Source organism: Iamia sp. SCSIO 61187 (genome assembly GCF_019443745.1).
Lineage (GTDB): Bacteria > Actinomycetota > Acidimicrobiia > Acidimicrobiales > Iamiaceae > Iamia.
The window spans coordinates 645,931-662,513 of sequence record NZ_CP050948.1 but is presented as its reverse complement, the minus strand read 5'-3'; the positions used below and the strand labels follow the sequence as shown (position 1 = coordinate 662,513).

At 74.1% G+C, this 16,583-nt stretch carries 16 protein-coding genes; 5 read left to right on the top strand and 11 right to left on the bottom strand.

The annotated features are described in order from the left end of the window. Positions 1 to 102 precede the first annotated feature (102 nt). Positions 103 to 1,596 carry a sensor histidine kinase gene (locus tag HC251_RS03115; RefSeq protein WP_219943865.1) on the bottom strand — a complete coding sequence of 498 codons (1,494 nt, stop codon included), beginning with the start codon at positions 1,594 to 1,596 and terminating at the stop codon, positions 103 to 105. A 109-nt stretch (positions 1,597 to 1,705) separates the two neighbouring features. On the opposite strand from HC251_RS03115, the gene HC251_RS03110 reads away from it, so the two are divergent. Further along, complete coding sequence (locus tag HC251_RS03110) at positions 1,706 to 2,542, top strand: maleylpyruvate isomerase N-terminal domain-containing protein (RefSeq protein ID WP_219943864.1); 837 nt, start codon at positions 1,706 to 1,708, stop codon at positions 2,540 to 2,542. Between the two features lie 34 nt (positions 2,543 to 2,576). Here HC251_RS03110 and HC251_RS03105 read toward each other — a convergent pair whose 3' ends face one another. The 6 genes from HC251_RS03105 to HC251_RS03080 form a co-directional block, all read right to left on the bottom strand. Further along, entirely contained in the window at positions 2,577 to 3,764 is a 1,188-nt protein-coding gene (locus tag HC251_RS03105; protein ID WP_219943863.1) for an ArsA-related P-loop ATPase, read from the bottom strand. A gap of 1 nt (position 3,765) precedes the next feature. Further along, positions 3,766 to 4,710 carry an ArsA family ATPase gene (locus HC251_RS03100; RefSeq protein ID WP_219943862.1) on the bottom strand — a complete coding sequence of 315 codons (945 nt, stop codon included), beginning with the start codon at positions 4,708 to 4,710 and terminating at the stop codon, positions 3,766 to 3,768. A 30-nt stretch (positions 4,711 to 4,740) separates the two neighbouring features. Beyond that, positions 4,741 to 4,971, bottom strand: coding sequence for a DUF3107 domain-containing protein (locus HC251_RS03095; protein ID WP_219943861.1), 231 nt, complete (start codon positions 4,969 to 4,971; stop codon positions 4,741 to 4,743). Positions 4,972 to 5,043: 72 nt separating this feature from the next. After that, entirely contained in the window at positions 5,044 to 6,438 is a 1,395-nt protein-coding gene (locus HC251_RS03090; protein WP_219943860.1) for a pyridoxal-dependent decarboxylase, read from the bottom strand. Positions 6,439 to 6,527: 89 nt separating this feature from the next. Continuing rightward, positions 6,528 to 7,790 (bottom strand): MFS transporter, encoded by a 1,263-nt coding sequence (locus HC251_RS03085; protein ID WP_219943859.1) that lies wholly within the window; start codon positions 7,788 to 7,790, stop codon positions 6,528 to 6,530. Positions 7,791 to 7,894: 104 nt separating this feature from the next. Next, the gene (locus HC251_RS03080) at positions 7,895 to 9,037 is read right to left on the bottom strand and encodes an Mrp/NBP35 family ATP-binding protein (protein ID WP_255566585.1); all 1,143 of its coding nucleotides are present in this window, start codon (positions 9,035 to 9,037) and stop codon (positions 7,895 to 7,897) included. A 124-nt stretch (positions 9,038 to 9,161) separates the two neighbouring features. Here HC251_RS03080 and HC251_RS03075 point away from each other — a divergent pair, with 124 nt between their 5' ends. The 4 genes from HC251_RS03075 (at position 9,162) to HC251_RS03060 (ending at position 12,307) form a co-directional block, all read left to right on the top strand. After that, positions 9,162 to 9,884 carry a metalloregulator ArsR/SmtB family transcription factor gene (locus HC251_RS03075; RefSeq protein ID WP_219943857.1) on the top strand — a complete coding sequence of 241 codons (723 nt, stop codon included), beginning with the start codon at positions 9,162 to 9,164 and terminating at the stop codon, positions 9,882 to 9,884. 38 nt (positions 9,885 to 9,922) lie between these two features. After that, complete coding sequence (locus HC251_RS03070; RefSeq protein WP_219943856.1) at positions 9,923 to 10,528, top strand: hypothetical protein; 606 nt, start codon at positions 9,923 to 9,925, stop codon at positions 10,526 to 10,528. A gap of 112 nt (positions 10,529 to 10,640) precedes the next feature. Then, positions 10,641 to 11,777, top strand: coding sequence for a cysteine desulfurase family protein (locus tag HC251_RS03065; RefSeq protein ID WP_219943855.1), 1,137 nt, complete (start codon positions 10,641 to 10,643; stop codon positions 11,775 to 11,777). A gap of 59 nt (positions 11,778 to 11,836) precedes the next feature. Further along, on the top strand, positions 11,837 to 12,307 hold the full coding sequence (locus HC251_RS03060) for a histidine phosphatase family protein (protein ID WP_219943854.1): 471 nt from the start codon (positions 11,837 to 11,839) through the stop codon (positions 12,305 to 12,307). Between the two features lie 171 nt (positions 12,308 to 12,478). Here the strand turns inward: HC251_RS03060 and HC251_RS03055 are convergent, their stop codons facing one another. The 4 genes from HC251_RS03055 to HC251_RS03040 are packed head-to-tail and all read right to left on the bottom strand — an operon-like array spanning position 12,479 to position 16,573. Beyond that, positions 12,479 to 13,465 carry a tetratricopeptide repeat protein gene (locus HC251_RS03055; RefSeq protein ID WP_219943853.1) on the bottom strand — a complete coding sequence of 329 codons (987 nt, stop codon included), beginning with the start codon at positions 13,463 to 13,465 and terminating at the stop codon, positions 12,479 to 12,481. Next, positions 13,462 to 13,947 carry a cytochrome c-type biogenesis protein CcmH gene (locus HC251_RS03050; protein WP_219943852.1) on the bottom strand — a complete coding sequence of 162 codons (486 nt, stop codon included), beginning with the start codon at positions 13,945 to 13,947 and terminating at the stop codon, positions 13,462 to 13,464. Before HC251_RS03050 ends, HC251_RS03055 begins: the two co-directional genes overlap by 4 nt. Further along, positions 13,944 to 14,549 carry a TlpA disulfide reductase family protein gene (locus HC251_RS03045; protein WP_219943851.1) on the bottom strand — a complete coding sequence of 202 codons (606 nt, stop codon included), beginning with the start codon at positions 14,547 to 14,549 and terminating at the stop codon, positions 13,944 to 13,946. Before HC251_RS03045 ends, HC251_RS03050 begins: the two co-directional genes overlap by 4 nt. Then, positions 14,546 to 16,573, bottom strand: coding sequence for a heme lyase CcmF/NrfE family subunit (locus HC251_RS03040; protein ID WP_255566584.1), 2,028 nt, complete (start codon positions 16,571 to 16,573; stop codon positions 14,546 to 14,548). The genes HC251_RS03045 and HC251_RS03040 overlap by 4 nt, the downstream gene beginning before the upstream one ends. Positions 16,574 to 16,583 lie beyond the last annotated feature (10 nt).

Sequence of the window (16,583 nt, the reverse complement as noted above, 5' to 3'; positions counted from 1 at the left end):
AGGAACGAGCCGTCCGCCTCTGGGAAGGTCTTCAGGGCGAGCGCAGCGAGCGTCGTCAGCTCGAGGAGGAAACGAGCGAAGCGAGGCTTCCGACGAGAAGGTTCACCCCGGTCGCTCCGCGTCGAGGGGGACCCTCAGCTCGACCTCGGTGCCGGGGGAGCCGTCGAGGGGCTCGAACATGTCGATGGTGCCGGTCAGGTCCGAGGTGACCAGGGCCCGGACGATCGACAGGCCGAGCCCGGTCGACGAGGCCACGGAGAAGCCCTCGGGCAGGCCCACGCCGTCGTCGATGACCCGGGTGACCAGCTCGAGCCCGTCGTTCTCCATCTCCACCCGGACGTGGCCGACCTGGGGCTCCTCGCCCTCGGCGCCGTCGGACCCGGACGGGAAGGCGTGGTCCATGGTGTTCTGGAGCAGCTCGTTGAGGACCACGGCCATGGGCGTGGCCACTCCCGCCGGGAGCGTGCCCGGGTCCCCGACGACGGTGAAGGTGACCTCCCGGTCGGGGGTGCTCAGGCTCTCCTCGACCATGCGGACGAGCGGGCGCAGGACGTCGATGAACGGCAGGTCCTCCCCCGGCTCCCGGGCGAGGATGTCGTGCACCAGGGCGATCGACGAGATGCGCCGCACCGACTCCCCGATGGCCGCCTTGGCCTCCTCCGACGCCAGCCGGCGGCCCTGGAGCCGCAGCAGCGACGAGATGGTCTGCAGGTTGTTCTTCACCCGGTGGTGGATCTCCCGGATGGTGGCGTCCTTGGACAGCAGCAGCCGGTCCCGGCGCCGGAGCTCGGACACGTCCCGCAGCAGCAGGACCGCCCCGGTGACCCGCCCGGAGTCGACCATGGGGATGCACCGGATGAGCACGCTCACCCCGGGGCGGGGGTCGATCTCCTCGGTGACGGGGGCGGCGACGGCGAAGGCGGTGCGGACCGGCTCGTCGTTCAGCCCCAGCTCACCGAGCCGCAGGCCCTCGGTGTTGACGTGGATGCCGATGCGGTGGAGGGCCGACACGGCGTTGGGCGAGGCGTACTCGACCCGGGCCGAGCGGTCGAGCACGAGGCACCCGTCGCCGACCCGCAGGTTCTCCTCGGAGTCGCCGTCCTCCCGGGCGTAGGGGAACTCGCCGGCGGCGATCATGCGGGCGAAGCGGTTGAAGATCTCCTGGTAGGTCCGCTCCAGCTCGCCGGCCGCCCGACCGACGGTGGGCGTCGACTCGCGGCTCAGCACGGCGATGGTCTCGCCCTGGTACCGGACCGGGATGCACAGCATCCGCACGCGCTCGCGGATGATCGGGTCGGTGACCTCGCCCTCGATGATCTCGCCCCGCTTCCACGAGCGGGCGATCAGCGGCCGCTCCTCCTCGTCGGCGATCTCGCCCAGGAGGTCCCGCACGTAGAGGGTCTGGTTGGTCGTCGGGCGGACCTGGCCGGCGACGACGAAGTGGGTGCCCTGGGCGTCGGTGGGCACGAAGAGGAGCAGGTCGGAGAAGCACAGGTCGGCGACCAGGCCCCACGACGTGGTGAACCGCTGGAGGTGGCTGAGCTGTCCCGAGTCGAGCTGGGTCTGGGTCCGAGCGATCTCGGCGAGGCTGGCCACGCCGGCCAGGGTAGGGCCGGCCGCCACCCGCGCCGTGGGCCGCGGGGCGCCGGTCCCCCGCCCGGGCAACCGGTCTGACGCTGAGATGACCTCCCGGTACCGTCCGGGTGTGCAGCTGACGCCCCGCTACGACGATGCGCCGGTGCTCCGCCTGGCCGGTGAGCACCCCGACCCCGCCGACGTGCTGGTGCAGCAGCGGCGCCGCCTGGCCGACCGGCTCGACGGGCTCTCCGCCGATCAGTGGGCGGCGCCCAGCCGCTGCGACGCCTGGGCCGTGCGGGACGTGGTCGCCCACCTCGTCGACGTCGACCGCTTCTGGACGTTCTCGATCGGGGCCGGCCGGGCCGGCGAGCCCAGCCGGTTCCTCGCCACCTTCGACCCCGTGACCAGCCCCCCGCAGCTGGTCGCGGCCCACGCCGACACCCCCGACGCCGAGCTCCTCGCCGCCTACCGCGACGGGATCGACGGCCTGGCCCGGTCGCTCGACGGCCTCGACGCCGGCGGGTGGGACACCCTCGCCGAGGCGCCCCCGGGGCACATCCCGCTGCGGGCCCTCGCCCTCCACGCCCTGTGGGACGGCTGGGTCCACGAGCGCGACATCGTGCTGCCCCTCGGGCTGGACCCGGTCGAGGACGACGACGAGGTCCGCGCCGCCCTCCTCTACGCCGCCGCCCTCGGCCCCGCGTTCATGGCGTGCGGCGGCTCGGAGCGGGCGGGGACCCTGGTCGTCGAGGCCCAGGCCCCGGCGGCGCGGGTCGTCGTCGACGTCGGCCCCGTGGTCACGGCGTCCCTCGACGGCGAGGTCCCGGCCGACGCGGTCGTGCTCCGGGGCCCGGCCGTCGAGCTCGTCGAGGGCCTCAGCCTGCGGGCTCCGCTCCCCTGCTCGGTCGACGACGACGACCGCTGGCTCCTCGGCACCCTCGACGTCGTCTTCGAGCAGGCCTGACGGGGCGGGTCCGGTCCGACCGGACCCGATCCGGCTAGCGCCAGATGGCGTCGCCGAGGCGGAGGAGGCCGGCCAGGTCGGCGATGTCGTGGTCGAAGTAGGGCACGGTGGCGACCACGTCCGGCGTCCGGGCCAGCTCGGCCCGCTGCTCCTGCTCCCGGTTGGCGACGACCTGGTAGTTGAGGAAGCTCTCCCCCACCTCGCGGAGCACGGCGGCCACGTCGTCGGGATCGCCCACGCCGGGGGCGACGTCGGCGGCCACCTCGTCGGCCTGGGAGATCAGCCGGCGGGCCACGCCCGTGGTCGCCGTCCGGCGGAGGTAGGACGGCAGGACCTTGTTGAGCACCACCGCACCGAGGTGGAGCTTGCGGGCCTCGAGCTCCTCGATGAAGTACTCGGCCTCCCGCACCGGCGCCGCCTCGAGGGTCGACACGACGATGAACGAGGTGCGCCGGTCCGAGAGCGTGCGGGTGACGGCGTCGGCCCGCTCGACGAAGCCGGGCGCCATGGTCTGGAACAGCCCGAAGAACTCGGCGATGTCCTCGAGGAACTGGGAGCCGAGGATGCTGTCGGCCACCCGGTAGAACGGCTTGGACGCCATCGACAGGACCCGGTTCTTGGCCGGGGCGGTGAGCCAGCGCAGCAGGCGGCTGGAGAAGAACTCACCCATCCGATCGGGGGCGTCGAGGAAGTCGATGGCGTTCCTGGTGGGTGGGGTGTCGACCACGATCAGGTCGTAGCGGCCCGACGTGTGGATCTCGTACAGCCGCTCCATGGCGATGTAGTCGTGGCTCTGGACGAACCGGCCCGAGATGTTGGCGTAGATCGAGTTGCCGAGGATGGCGTCGCGGGTCTTGGCGTCCGGGGCGTGGCGCTGGACGAGGTCGTCCCACGACTGCTTGGTGTCGAGCATGGCCGCCCACAGCTCGCCCCGGGCCTCGACGCCGGCGTCGGTGAAGGCGCTGTCGTCGACCCTGGTCTCGACGTTCCCGAACCGCTCCAGGCCCAGGGCGTTGGCGAGGCGCCGGGCCGGGTCGACGGTGAGGACGAGGACCTTGCCGCCGAGGTGGGCGGCGGCCATGGCGGCGAGGGCAGCGGCCGTCGTCGTCTTGCCCACCCCACCCGACCCGCAGGAGATGACGATCTCCTTCGAACTCAGCAGCTGCTGGAGGGTGCGGATCTCCTCGGTGTCGGCGGTCGCCGCCTTCTCGACCCGTGCCACGTCAGCCCAGCTCCTCGTCGAGGGCCTCGGCCACCCGGCGGGTGAACCGCAGGCCGGTCGAGCGGGCGAACACCTCGGGCAGGTACAGCAGGTCGGTGCCCTCCAGGCCCTCGCGCAGCGCCGCCAGGTGGCCGGCGCGGGTGCGGCGCAGGGTCACGGCCAGCTCGGCGGCGTCGAGGATGGGGCCCACGTCGCCGTCGACGGCGGCACCCAGGGCGGCGACCCGGTCCGGCTCCCGCAGCGACTCGAACAGCTCCTCCTCGCCCCGGCCGAACAGCTCGGGCAGGACCCGGTTGACGATGACCGCGGCCAGGTCGACGTCGGTCTCGGCCCGCAGGCGGGCCGAGAGCTCGATGGTCTCGTTCACCGGCATCTCCTCGGGAGCGGCGACGATGACGACACCGGTCTTGGCCGGGTCCTCGAGGACGTCGAGCATCCACGACGTCTGGTTGCGGACCAGGCCGACGGAGACGAGCTCGTTGATCCCCTTCGGCGCCGCCAGCTGGCCGACGATGTGGCCGCTGGCCACCGCGTCGACCACGACGATGTCGTAGTGCTCCTCGACGACCTCCCACGCCAGCTTCCCGACGGTGAGGATCTCCTTCACGCCGGGGGCGGCGTTGGCGACGAAGTCGAAGGTCCGGGCCAGGGGGCCGATGCGGGCGACGAGCGGGAGCTTGAGCTGGAGGCTCAGGTACTCCTTGAGCGACGCCTCGGTGTCCATCGCCATAGCGAACAGGTTCGGCTGGACCTCGGTGGGGTCGAATCCGGTGGCAGACGACTCGAAGAAGCCGGCCAGCCCGCCCTTGGCGTCGACCTCGCAGACCAGGGTGCGCTTGCCCCGCTCGGCGGCGAGGAGGGCCAGCCCGGCGGTGACGGTGGACTTGCCCACGCCGCCCTTGCCGGTGACGAAGAGGAGCCGCCTGTCGAGCAGGTCGAGGGCCATGGTGGGGGTTCGGAGCCGGGGAGGCCCCGGCTAGCCGGCGAAGCCGATCCGGCGGGAGTCGGCGGCCGAGCCCAGGTCGACGTACGCGACCTTCTCGGCGGGCACGCCGACCTGGCGGCCCTTCCGGTCGGTGAGCCACAGGACGCCGCCGCTCGCCAGCGCCGCCTCGACGTCGGCCTTCACCTTGTCGGCGTCAGCCCCCTCGGGCAGCTCGACCTCGAGCTCCTTGGCGGTGTAGGTGACTCCGATGCGGACGTCCACGAGTGCTCCTCCGGTCTGACAGCCGGCTCATCGTAGGAGGTCACGCCGACGACCCCTCATCGGGGACGCGGTTCAGTCCTTGGCGGGGACGCTCTGGTGGCGGTCCATCATGTCGGCCATCACCATGCGGATGAACTCGTCGGCCTCGTCGTCGAGGCCGCCGGCGACGCCGCCGTAGATGGCGGCGCTCGACGGGGTCTCGTCCTTGTGCTCGAGGGCGTAGGCCACGGCCTCGGCCAGGTCGGCCTCGAACCGCTCGACCACGCCGGGCTGGGTCTGCGGGCGGGTGACGGCCATGTGGATGGCGTTGGGGTACTGCTGGCCGTTGAAGCGCCAGCCCTTGCGCCGCATGAAGTCGTTGACGTGGTAGATGTCGAAGGCGTCGCTGGTGAAGCTGAAGCAGAACGTGGGCTCGCCCATGACCCGCAGCTCCGGGTGCGACCGGACGGCGGCCTTCATGGCGTCGGCGGTCTCGAAGATCGCCTTGGCGTAGCCGAGGTAGCCCTCCCGCCCGATCGAGACCATGGCGGCCCAGGTCGAGGCCAGGGCCCCGCCCGAGCGGGACCCCTCCATCCCCGGCGAGCAGTACTTGCCGCCGGACCAGCCGGTGAGGAAGAAGTACTGGCTGTTGCGCAGGGCCTTGTCGCGGAAGGCCAGCACCGAGCTGCCCTTGAAGCCGTAGCCGTACTTGTGGGTGTCGGCCGAGATGGTGGTGACGCCGGGGAGCCGGAAGTCGAACACGGGGATGTCCCAGCCCAGCTCCTGGCCCCACGGGAGGATGAACCCGCCGAGGCAGCCGTCGACGTGGAGGCCGACGCCCCGCTCGAGGGCCAGGGCCGACAGCTCGTCGATGGGGTCGATGGTGCCGTAGCCGTAGTTGCAGGCCGAGCCCATGATGGCGATGGTCTGGTCGTCGATGAGGTCGGCCATGGCGGCCACGTCGGCCTTGGTGGTGACGGGATCGATCGGGGCGGTGCGGACCTCGATGCCGAACAGGTGGCAGCCCTTGTCGAAGGCGGCGTGGGCCGTCTCGGGCTTGACGAAGTTGGGCCGGGTGATGCCGCGGCTCTCGCGTGCGTGGTCGCGGTAGGCGATCAGGGCGTGGAGGATGCTGCCGGTGCCGCCGGTGGTGACGATCCCGGCGGCCTCGGTGTCGGTGACGGCCTCGCCGTGGAGCATGTCGAGGGTCATGGCGATGATCTCGCCCTCGAACCGGGTCTGGCTGGGGCAGATGTCGCGCTGGAGGGCGTTGACGTGGGCGTACATCCCGAACGCCTCGTTCAGGAAGTCGTAGTGCTCGTGGTCGCCGCAGTACATCGTGCCGCTGACCTGCCCGGTCTCCCAGGAGCGGTCCTCCTCGGTGGCCATCTCCCGCAGCTCGGCCAGCACCTGCTCGCGGGGGATGCCCTGCTCGGGGATGCGCCGGTTGACGCCGTAGCGCTCGGCGTAGGGGTGGTCGTTGGCCATGGCGATGCCTCCGGGCGTCAGGTGTGACCCGTGCAGGGTACGACCCGCCCGGCGGGGGCCGCCCATCGCCGGACCGGCCCGGCGCCGCCTCAGCCCGTCGGGTCGAGGTCCATCCCGGCGACGACCCCGGGTGCGCCAGGATCGGCGGGGGCCCGAGCCTCGTCGCCCGCGTCGGCCTCCCCGTCACCGTCGCCGTCGCCGTCGCCGCGGAGGCGCCAGGCGGGACCGGCCAGCGCCAGCCCGGCGACGACGAGGACGGCCATCCCGGCCGCCGAGGCGGTGTAGGCGACCGTCCGGCCGAACGCCTCGTAGAGCCCGCCGATGACGGGCGCGGCCACACCGGCGACGAGCACCTGGATGCCGCCGAGCACGCCCTGGGCGCCGGCCTGGCGCTCGGCCGGCACGAGGACGCCGACGGCGACGCCCGTCGCCGGCACGGTGAGCCCGTCGGTCACGGCGTGGACCATGGCGACGGCGAACATGGCCACCCCGCTCGGGACCTGGCCGTAGGTGAACATGAAGACGGACGCGGCGAACAACCCCGCCGAGGCGACGCGGAAGGGGCCGACGCGCTGGGCGAGCCGGCCGCCCCGCGACCCGAGGATCACGAGGGGCAGGGCGAAGAGGCTGATGCCGAGGTTGGCGAGCCAGTCGGCGGTGTCGAGGTCGTCGAGGGCCAGCGACCAGAGGGCGTCGAAGGCGCCGATCATCAGCCACACCGCGGAGCCGAGGACCACGGCGGCGGCGAAGGGCCGGGCGCGGAGCAGGTCGAAGGCGAAGCGGGGTGCGGTCGCCTCCGGCGTCTCGGTGATGGACGTCCCGGCGACGACGGGCAGCAGCACGAGCGTGGCCACCCCGATGACCAGGAACGGCGCCGGGATGCCCAGCGGGCCGACCAGCACGGCGGAGATGGCGGGACCGGCGGCGAAGCCGGCCACGTCCGCGGCGAGCAGGCGGCCGACGTTCCGGCCCAGGTCGGCGGGGTCGGCGAGGATCACGATCCGGCGCAGGGCGGGCGTCGCCATGCCGATGCCGATGCCCATGACGCACCGGCCGACGAGCAGCGGCACGATCGAGGTGGCGAAGGCCAGGATCACCAGCCCGGCCACGTCGAGCAGGACGCCGGCGACGACGACCTGGCGGGCGTGGCCCCGGTCGGCCCGGGGGGCGATGGTGACCTGGGCGACGAAGGCGGCGATGAAGCCCAGCCCGATCACCAGCCCGAGGCCGGTCTCGCCGATGCCGTACTCGTCCCGGTACTCGTCGAGCAGCGTGAACAAGGTCCCGTAGCCCGCGGCGAGGAACGCCCCGACGGTGCAGAACACGACGATCGACGGTGACCCCTTGCTCACCACGGCAACCTACGCCCACCCCCGCCTCCCCCCGACCCGTTTCCTGCTCCGCCGCCGACACGATCCAGCACCACCAGCGCCAGCGAGGCGTCCGACGAGAAGACCTAGATCAGCTTCAGCTCCTTGCGGTAGCGCCGGGTGGGGGCGAGGGTGACGTCGATCTCCTCGGCGATGCGGGCGAAGGCGTGGGCGGCCTCGCCGTCGGGCTCGTGGACGACGATGGGTCGGCCGTTGTCGGCGCCCTCGCGCAGGAGGGGGACGAGCGGGACCTGGCCGAGCAGGGGGACCTCGAGCGTGGTGGCCAGCTCGGCCCCGCCGCCGGAGCCGAAGATCTCGTAGCGGGTGCCGTCGTCGCCGGTGAACCAGCTCATGTTCTCGATGACGCCCTTGATGCCGAGGTTGACCTTCTGGGCCATGAACCCGGCCCGCTGGGCGACCTTCTGGGCCGCCGGCTGCGGGGTGGTCACCACGTAGAACTCGGCCCGGGGGAGGAACGACGCGAGGGAGATGGAGATGTCGCCGGTGCCGGGCGGGAGGTCGACGAGCAGGTAGTCGGGGTCGTCCCAGTAGACGTCGGTGAGGAACTGCTCGAGCGCCTTGTGCAGCATGGGCCCCCGCCAGATGACCGGCGTGTCCTCCTCGGCGAAGAAGCCCATGGAGATGCAGCGCACGCCGTGGGTCTCCGGCGGCACGAGCATCCCGTCGATCACGGCCGGGGCGTGCTGGACCCCGAGCATCCGGGGGATGGAGAAGCCCCACACGTCGGCGTCGACGACGGCCACGCTCTTGCCCCGCTGGGCGAGGGAGACGGCCAGGTTGGTGGTCACCGAGGACTTGCCCACGCCGCCCTTGCCGGAGGCGATGAGCAGGACGCGCGTGGGGCAGTCGGGCTCGGCGAAGCGGATCGACCGGCCCTCGGCGTGCCCGTGGGCGGCCTGGCTGCCGGCGGTGGAGGCGGGGTCGCCGTGGATGAGCTGGCGGACGGCGGCCCGCTCCTCGTCGGTCATCACGGTGAAGTCGATGTCGGCCCGGTCGATGCCGTCGAGGGAGACGGCCGCCTCGGTGACGCGGGTGGTGATCTCGGCCCGCAGTGGGCACCCGGCGATGGTGAGGGCGATGCGGACGGCGACGGTGGCGCCGTCGATGGCGATGCCCTTCACCATCCCGAGGTCGACGATGCTGCGGTGCAGCTCGGGGTCCTGGACGGGCCGGAGGGCCTCGAGGACGTCGGCTTCGGTGACGGGCACGGCGGGACTCCTGGGTCGACGGCGGCTCCGGAGCACGGGACCGGGGGTGCAGACCGATCGCACGGGCATGCGCCGCACGGGCACCGCCCGGGGCGGCCTCCGAGGCCACCGGTAGGATACCGGTGTGCCCGTCGCACCCGGCAGCCCTGGGCTGTCCCCCACCGACTTCTCGTCCGCCGTGACGGCCATCACCTCCGCCTTCGGCGATCCGACGCGACGGCGGATCTACCTCCTCGCCCACGAGCGGGCCGAGGGCGTCACCGCCGCCGAGGTCGCCGAGGCCTGCGCCCTGCACCCCAACGTGGCCCGGCACCACCTCGACAAGCTCGTCGGGGCCGGCCACCTCGAGGTGTCGGTGGCACGGGGCGGGGGCTCGGGCCGGCCGTCCAAGCGCTACCGGGCCACGGCCGAGCAGGTCGAGCTCGACGTCCCCGTGCGCCACGACGAGATCCTCCTGGCCCTGCTGGGGGCGGCGCTCACCGAGCTGGGCCCGGCCCGGGCCGAGCAGGTGGCCGAGGCCGTGGGCGAGCACTACGGCCGGGCCATGGCCGGGCGCATGGACGACGACGCCCCCCGGAGCGCCCGGGCCGCCCTCCACGCCGCCGCCGACGCCCTCACCGCCCACGGGTTCGCGGCCCACGCCGAGGACACCCGGGGCGAGCTGCGCATCATCTCCGAGCACTGCCCCTTCGGCGACGCCGCCGTCGAGCACCCGGTGATCTGCGCAGTCGACCGGGGGATGGTCCGGGGCCTCCTGGCCACCCTCACCGACGCCGACGCCCGGGCCGAGACCGAGGCCTCGCTGGCCCGCGGCGACCAGGTCTGCATCACATCGCTGTCGGGCTGATCACTACGGTCGGGGGTTCCCCCACCACCGGAGCCCCCATGCCTCGCCGCCTCACCCTCCTCGCCGCGTCCCTCGCCGTCGTCGCCCTGCTCGCCGGGTGCGGCGGGGACGACCACGCCGCCGACGAGGATCGCGACACAACCACCACGACCGCCGAGGGGTCGACCACCGCGGCCGACGACGACGCGACGGACGAGTCCGATCCCGACGAGCCCGCCGACCCGTCCGACACCACCGAGGCCCCCGACTCCACCGAGGGGACCGACGAGCCTGAGACGACCGGCGGCGGCGGCGAGGTCGAGGTCGACGACGCGTTCTGCACCGCCTACGCCGCCTTCGACGAGTCGGCCGACGACCTGCCCGACGAGACCGTCGAGGACATCCGGGACGGGGCCGCCGTGCTCCGCGACGGGCTCCAGGACGTGGCCGACGCCGCCCCCGACGCCCTGGCCGCCGACGTGGAGGTCCTGATCGACGCCGTCGACCTGCTGGTCGAGGAGGCCGAGCAGGCGACGACGGTCGAGGAGGCCCAGCAGGCCGGCAGCAGCGTGTTCGAGGACGAGGAGTTCCAGGCCGCCGCCGAGCGCGTGGACGACGCCTTCGAGGGCTGCCCGCAGGCCGACGACGACACGACCGACGGCTGAGGCTCCGCCGGGCACCGGCCCCGGCTCTCGACGCACCGCCGCGGCCGGCCGCTCGCGCTGACCCGCAGGGCCGGGCCGGTCGTCGGCGCCCCGCCGTCGGTACGGTCTCGGCGTGGCCCGCCACTACCTCGATCACGCCTCCACCTCGCCGCTGCGCCCGGCGGCCCGTGACGCGCTGGTCGCCGCCCTCGACCTCGGGGGCGGCGACCCCGGGCGCATCCACGAGGAGGGCATGACGGCGCGGGTCGCCCTCGAGCAGGCCCGCGAGCAGGTGGCCGCCCTCGTCGGGGCCCGCCCCCGCGAGGTCGTGTTCACCAGCGGGGCCACCGAGGCCATCGCCTCGGTGGCGTGGGGCGCGGCCCGCCGGGGCGGCCACCAGGTCGTCACCGCCGTCGAGCACTCGGCCGTGCCGGCCGCCGCGGCCCGCCACGGCGACGTCACCGTGGTCGGGGTCGACGGGCACGGGCGGGTCGATCCCGATGCGGTCGCCGCCGCCATCCGCGACGACACCGCGGTCGTCCACGTCCAGTGGGGCAACCACGAGGTGGGCACCACCCAGCCGGTCGGGGCCGTCGTCGAGGCCGCCCACGCCCGCGGCGTCCTGGTCCACGTGGACGCGGCCCAGGCCGTGGGGCGGGTGCCCGTCGACCTCCGGAGCCTGGGGGCCGACCTCGTCTCGCTCAGCGGCCACAAGTGGGGGGCGCCGTCGGGCACGGGGGCGCTGCTCGTCCGCCGCGGCCTGCGCCTGGAGCCGCTGCTGGTCGGCAGCGACCAGGAGCGGGCCCGCCGGGCCGGCATGGAGGCCGTGCCCGCCCTGGTCGGGTTGGGGGCGGCGGCCGCGTCGCTGCTCGACGGGACGCTGGCCGCCGAGGAGGCCGAGGCCCGCCGGCTGACCGATCGGGTCCTCGCCGGCGTCGCCGACCTCGACGTGCGGGTGCACGGCGACCCGGTCGACCGGCTGCCCCACCTGGTGTGCCTGGGCTTCGACGACGTCGAGCCCCAGGCCGTCCTGCTCGGCCTGGACCGGGCCGGCGTCGCCGTCCACTCCGGCTCGGCCTGCTCCTCGGAGAGCCTCGAGCCCTCGCCGACCCTGGCCGCCATGGGCGTCGACGCCCTCCGGTCGCTGCGGGTGTCGGTCGGGTGGTCCACCACCGACGCCGACGTCGACGCCCTGCTGGCCGCCCTGCCCGAGGTCCTGCGCGGGCTGCGGGCCCTCCGCCGCCGCGGCCCCGCTCACCCGTCGGGGTGACCAAGACCACCGTGGGGCCGGATGACCGGGGGCGCCCATCACCGCTACCGTGCGCCGCCGTGACGCTCTTCCTCGTCCGCCACGCCAACGCCGGGAGCAGATCGGACTGGGACGGCGCCGACGTCGACCGGCCGCTCAGCGGCAAGGGCCGTCGCCAGGTGGAGGCGATCACCGCCCACCTCGCCGACGCCCCCGTGAAGCGGGTGCTGTCGAGCGCCGCCGTGCGCTGCCAGCAGACGGTGGCCCCCGTGGCCCGGGCCCGCGGCCTCGAGGTCGAGGTCCACCCGGCGCTCACCGAGGGGGCCACGGCCGCCCAGACGACGACCCTGCTGTGGGAGCTGGCCGCCGAGGGCGAGGACGTCGTGCTGTCGAGCCACGGCGACGTCATCCCCGCCGCCATCGAGGCCCTGCGGGGCGACGGCGTCGAGGTGGGCGACCGCGACGGGCTCCCCAAGGGGACCCTCTACGCCATCGCCGTGAGCGACGAGGGCACCATCACCACCGCCACCTTCGTCGACCCGCGCCCCTGACCAGCCCGAGCGCACGGATGGTGCCTGGCACCATGCGTGGACGGGGGTGGTGCCAGGCAGAGGCGGCGTGTCGGTGGTCTGCTCGGCGGTCGGTGTCGTGGCCGCCGGCACCGTTCTGACACCGCTGCCGGACACCGATGTCGCCTGGCGCGAACAGAACGACTGTCGAGGTCAGCCGGGGGCGGTGGTCGTGGTCGAGGGGTCGGCCAGGTTCGCCTCGATCTCGGCCCGGACCCCGTCGACCAGGTTGGCCATGTCGGCGGGGGCGTCGAGGTCGTCGAACGCCGCCAGCTGCTCGGCCGCCTCCGCGTAGCGGCCCTCGTTGACGGCCAGGACCACCAGGAAGGCCCGGGCGTCGGCGTAGGCGGGGTCGGCCTCGACGGCCAGGTCGAGCTGGCGCCGGGCCTGGACGTAGAGGTCGACCAGCTCCTCCTGGCCCAGGCTGGAGGAGAACTGGCGGGCCGTGAGGTAGAGCGTCCAGCCCAGGTAGGTGCGGGCGACGGCGTTGTCGGGGTCGTCCTCGAGCACCCGCTCGTAGCACGGGATGGCGTCGTCGGGGCCCTTGGTGCCCTGCTGGACCTCGATGGTGAGGTTGATGCACTCGCCGGCGGCCTGGGTCGGGGTCTGGGTGACCTCCCCGGTGACGCCCTCGCCGGCCTGGCGCTGGCCCGAGGCCTGCGCCACGAGCACCCCGGCGAGGACGGCGAAGCCGACGATGCCGGCCACGATCAGGACCCACTGGCCGGGCGAGCGGCGGGGCGCGGCGGGCACGGGCGGGGCCGCTCCCCGCTGCTCGGCCCGGAGGGCGGCCGCGGCCCGGGCCGTGTAGTCGTCGCGGAGGGCCTCGTAGTCGTCGTCGTCGAGGTCGCCGGCGTCGTGCTCGCGCTCGAGGTCGCGCAGGCTCTGGAGGAGGAAGGCGGTGGTGTCGTCGCGCCCGGCCCCCGTCAGCGGCCGCTCGGTCTGCGGCCGCCCGGTCCGCGGCTCCCCGGCGGCTCCGGCCGCCGAACCGCCGGAGCGGGCCCGTCGGGGCGAGGTCGACGACGGGCGGGGCGGTGCGCTGGGCCCGCCCGGGGCGCCGGCGGCGGCCGCCGCCCGCCGGGCGGCGAGGGTCCCGGGCTTCGGGGGGGACGCCTCGGTGTCGGCGTCGCCGGGGCTCACCGGCCGGCGCCCTCGCCGTGGGGGTCGTCCGGATCGGGGCCGAGGGCGGCGGCCACCAGCTCGCGGTCGCGGCGCGACGGCGTCGCCGGCCCTTGGCGCTCCCAGCGTCGGAACGCCAGGGCCAGGCCGCCGAAGGCCACCACGACCACGGCGACGGGCACGATCCAGACGAGGGCGGCGAACCCGCTCCGTGGCGGGTTGAGGAGGATGTCCTCGCCGTAGGCCCCGTCGGCCAGCCGGGCCCGGATGGTGTCGTCGCTGCGCCCGGCCTCGATGTCGGCCCGGATCTGGTCCCGCAGGGCCTTGGCCGCAGGGGCGTCGCTGTCGGCCACCGACTGGCCCGAGCACTGCGGGCAGCGCACCCCGTCGGCGATCGACCAGAGCCGCTCCTCGGCCGAGGACGGTCCGGCGCCGCGCGACCCGATGGCCAGGGCGACGACGGCGACCACGCCGAGCACGACCCACAGGAGGCGCCGGCTCACGAGCCGACCAGCCGGGTGAGGCCCTCGGCGGTGACGCCCCCGATGAGCTTGTAGCGGACGGTGCCGGAGGGGTCGACCACGAACGACTCGGGCACGCCCTGGACGCCCCAGTCGGCGATGACGGTCGAGGGGGCCAGGACCACCGGCCAGTCGCCGCCGTTGCGGTCGAAGAACCGCTCGACCGAGGCGCGGTCGTCCTCGAACACGACGCTGATCACGTTGGCCTGGCCCGCCTCCCGCTGCGCCTCCTGGAAGGCGATGAGCTCCGGATGCTCCTGCACGCAGGGCACGCACCAGGTGGCGAAGAAGTTCACGACGAGCCAGCGGCCGTCGTAGGTCGCCGAGTCGAAGGGCCGGCCCTCCAGCGCCGTGGTGCCCTCGATGCGCGGCGCCGGGCGGCCGAGCAGCGGGCTGTCGGCCTGGCGATCGGCGGCGGGGTCGCGGGTCGCCAGCAGGGCGATCAGGAGGATCATGACGACGCCGAGGACGCCGGCCACGACCACCGACACGGGCAGGCCGAAGATCCGCCACCGGCGGGCAGGCGCCTCGGCGACGGGATCGGCGTCGTCGTCGAGCCCGGGGTCGGTGTCGAGGTCCGTCATCCCGTCACCACCGGCTCGCGCTCGTCGTCGGGATCGACGGCGTCGGTCCGCTCGGGGACGGCGTCGTCCGGCGCGGGCCGCCGGCGACCCGACCAGCGGGTCGGGGCCGAGACCGGCTCGGTGCCCCGCCGGCGGCGGCCGGGGAACGCCGACAGGATCGTGCCCAGCACCATCACCGCACCACCGGCCCACAGCCACCCGACGAGGGGCTGGACGATGATCCGCAGGAGGATCGTGCCGTCGGAGCTGCGCGGTGCCTGGATGAGGGCGAGGTAGACGGTGTCGCCGATGCCGTAGCGGACGGCCGGCTTGCCGATCTCCTGGGTCGCGTTCGGGAACCGCTGCAGGCGGGGCTCGAGCGTCCGCCCGTCGACGCGGACCTCGGCGGCCCGGATCAGGCGGCTGGGCTCGTCGCTCTCGTCGTAGCCCACGTAGGTGACCTCGTGGCCGTGCACGACGCGGCTGTCGCCGGGGGCCAGGCGGGCCTCGGCCTGCTCGGCGAAGGACCCCGACCCGGCCAGGCCGACGGCGACCAGGACCACCCCGAGGTGGACGATCATCCCGCCGTTGGTGCGGCCCACGAACCCGCGCCAGCCGTTGCGGCGAGTGGCCAGGATGACCTGCCGCAGGGCGGCGCCGCCGGCGAAGGCGGCCATGCCGAAGGCGACCAGCGGCACCAGGCCCCGGACCCCGGCGGCGACGCACGCCACGACGACGCCCACGCCGAACCAGGCCGGCCACAGCAGCCGCTGGGACAGGGTCTCGGGCGAGGCCTTCCGCCACGGCAGGGCGGGGGCCACGGCCATGAGGAAGAGGAGCATCAGGCCGATGGGCCCGGCCATGCGGTTGAAGTAGGGCACGCCGACCGACACCCGCCGGTCGTCGATGGCCTCGGCGATCAGCGGGAACACGGTCCCGAACAAGACGACGAAGGCGAAGCCGGCGAAGAGCAGGTTGTTGGCGAGGAACGACCCCTCCCGCGACAGCGGCGAGTCGATCCGGCCCGGGGCCCGCAGCTGTTCGCCCCGCCACCCGATGAGGCCGAGGGTGACCAGGACGACGACCCCGAAGAAGCCGAGGAGGATGGGCCCGATGCTCGACTCGCTGAAGGCGTGGACGGAGTCGAGCACGCCGGACCGGGTGAGGAACGTGCCCAGGATGGTCAGGGCGAAGGTGGCGCAGAGCAGCGACAGGTTCCAGACCCGCAGCATCCCCCGCCGCTCCTGGACCATCACCGAGTGCAGGTAGGCGGTCCCGGTGAGCCAGGGCAGCAGCGAGGCGTTCTCGACCGGGTCCCACGCCCAGTACCCGCCCCAGCCGAGGACCTCGTAGCTCCACCACGCGCCCAGCACGATGCCGACGGTGAGGAAGCCCCAGGCGAAGAGCGTCCACCGCCGGGTCTCGACCAGCCACCCCTCGCCCACCCGGCCGGTGGCCAGGGCGCCGATGGCGAAGGCGAAGGGCACGGTGAAGCCCACGTAGCCCAGGTAGAGCATCGGCGGGTGGAACGCCATCAGCAGGTGGTCCTGCAGCAGCGGGTTGGGGCCGGGTCCGTCGAGCGGCGGGTTGGCGACGGTGCCGAACGGGTCGGCCGGGCCCACCATCAGCCCGAAGAAGAAGGCGGTGACGGCGAACATGGCCAGCATCGCCCAGGCCACGAGCGGGTCCTCGAGGCGGGTCCGGAACTTCCAGATGACGGCGACGAGGTAGCCGGCCAGCACGAGGCCCCACAGCAGGATCGAGCCCTCCAGGGCCGACCACATGGTGGAGATGGTGAACGGCAGCGAGGTGGCCCGGCTGCCGTTCTGGGCCACGAACTCGACCGAGAAGTCGCGGGTGATCAGGGCCCGCTGCATGGCCGCGGTGGCCAGCACGGCGCCGAGGGCGACCAGGCCCACGAAGGCGGGGACCTGCCGCAGCAGGGCCGGCCGCCCCTTGGCCTGGGCCAGCACCACGGTGAGGATGCCGCCCACCGAGGCCACCAGGGCCAGGGCCACGCCGGCCGTCCCGAGGGAAGCGTTCACCGAGGCCAGC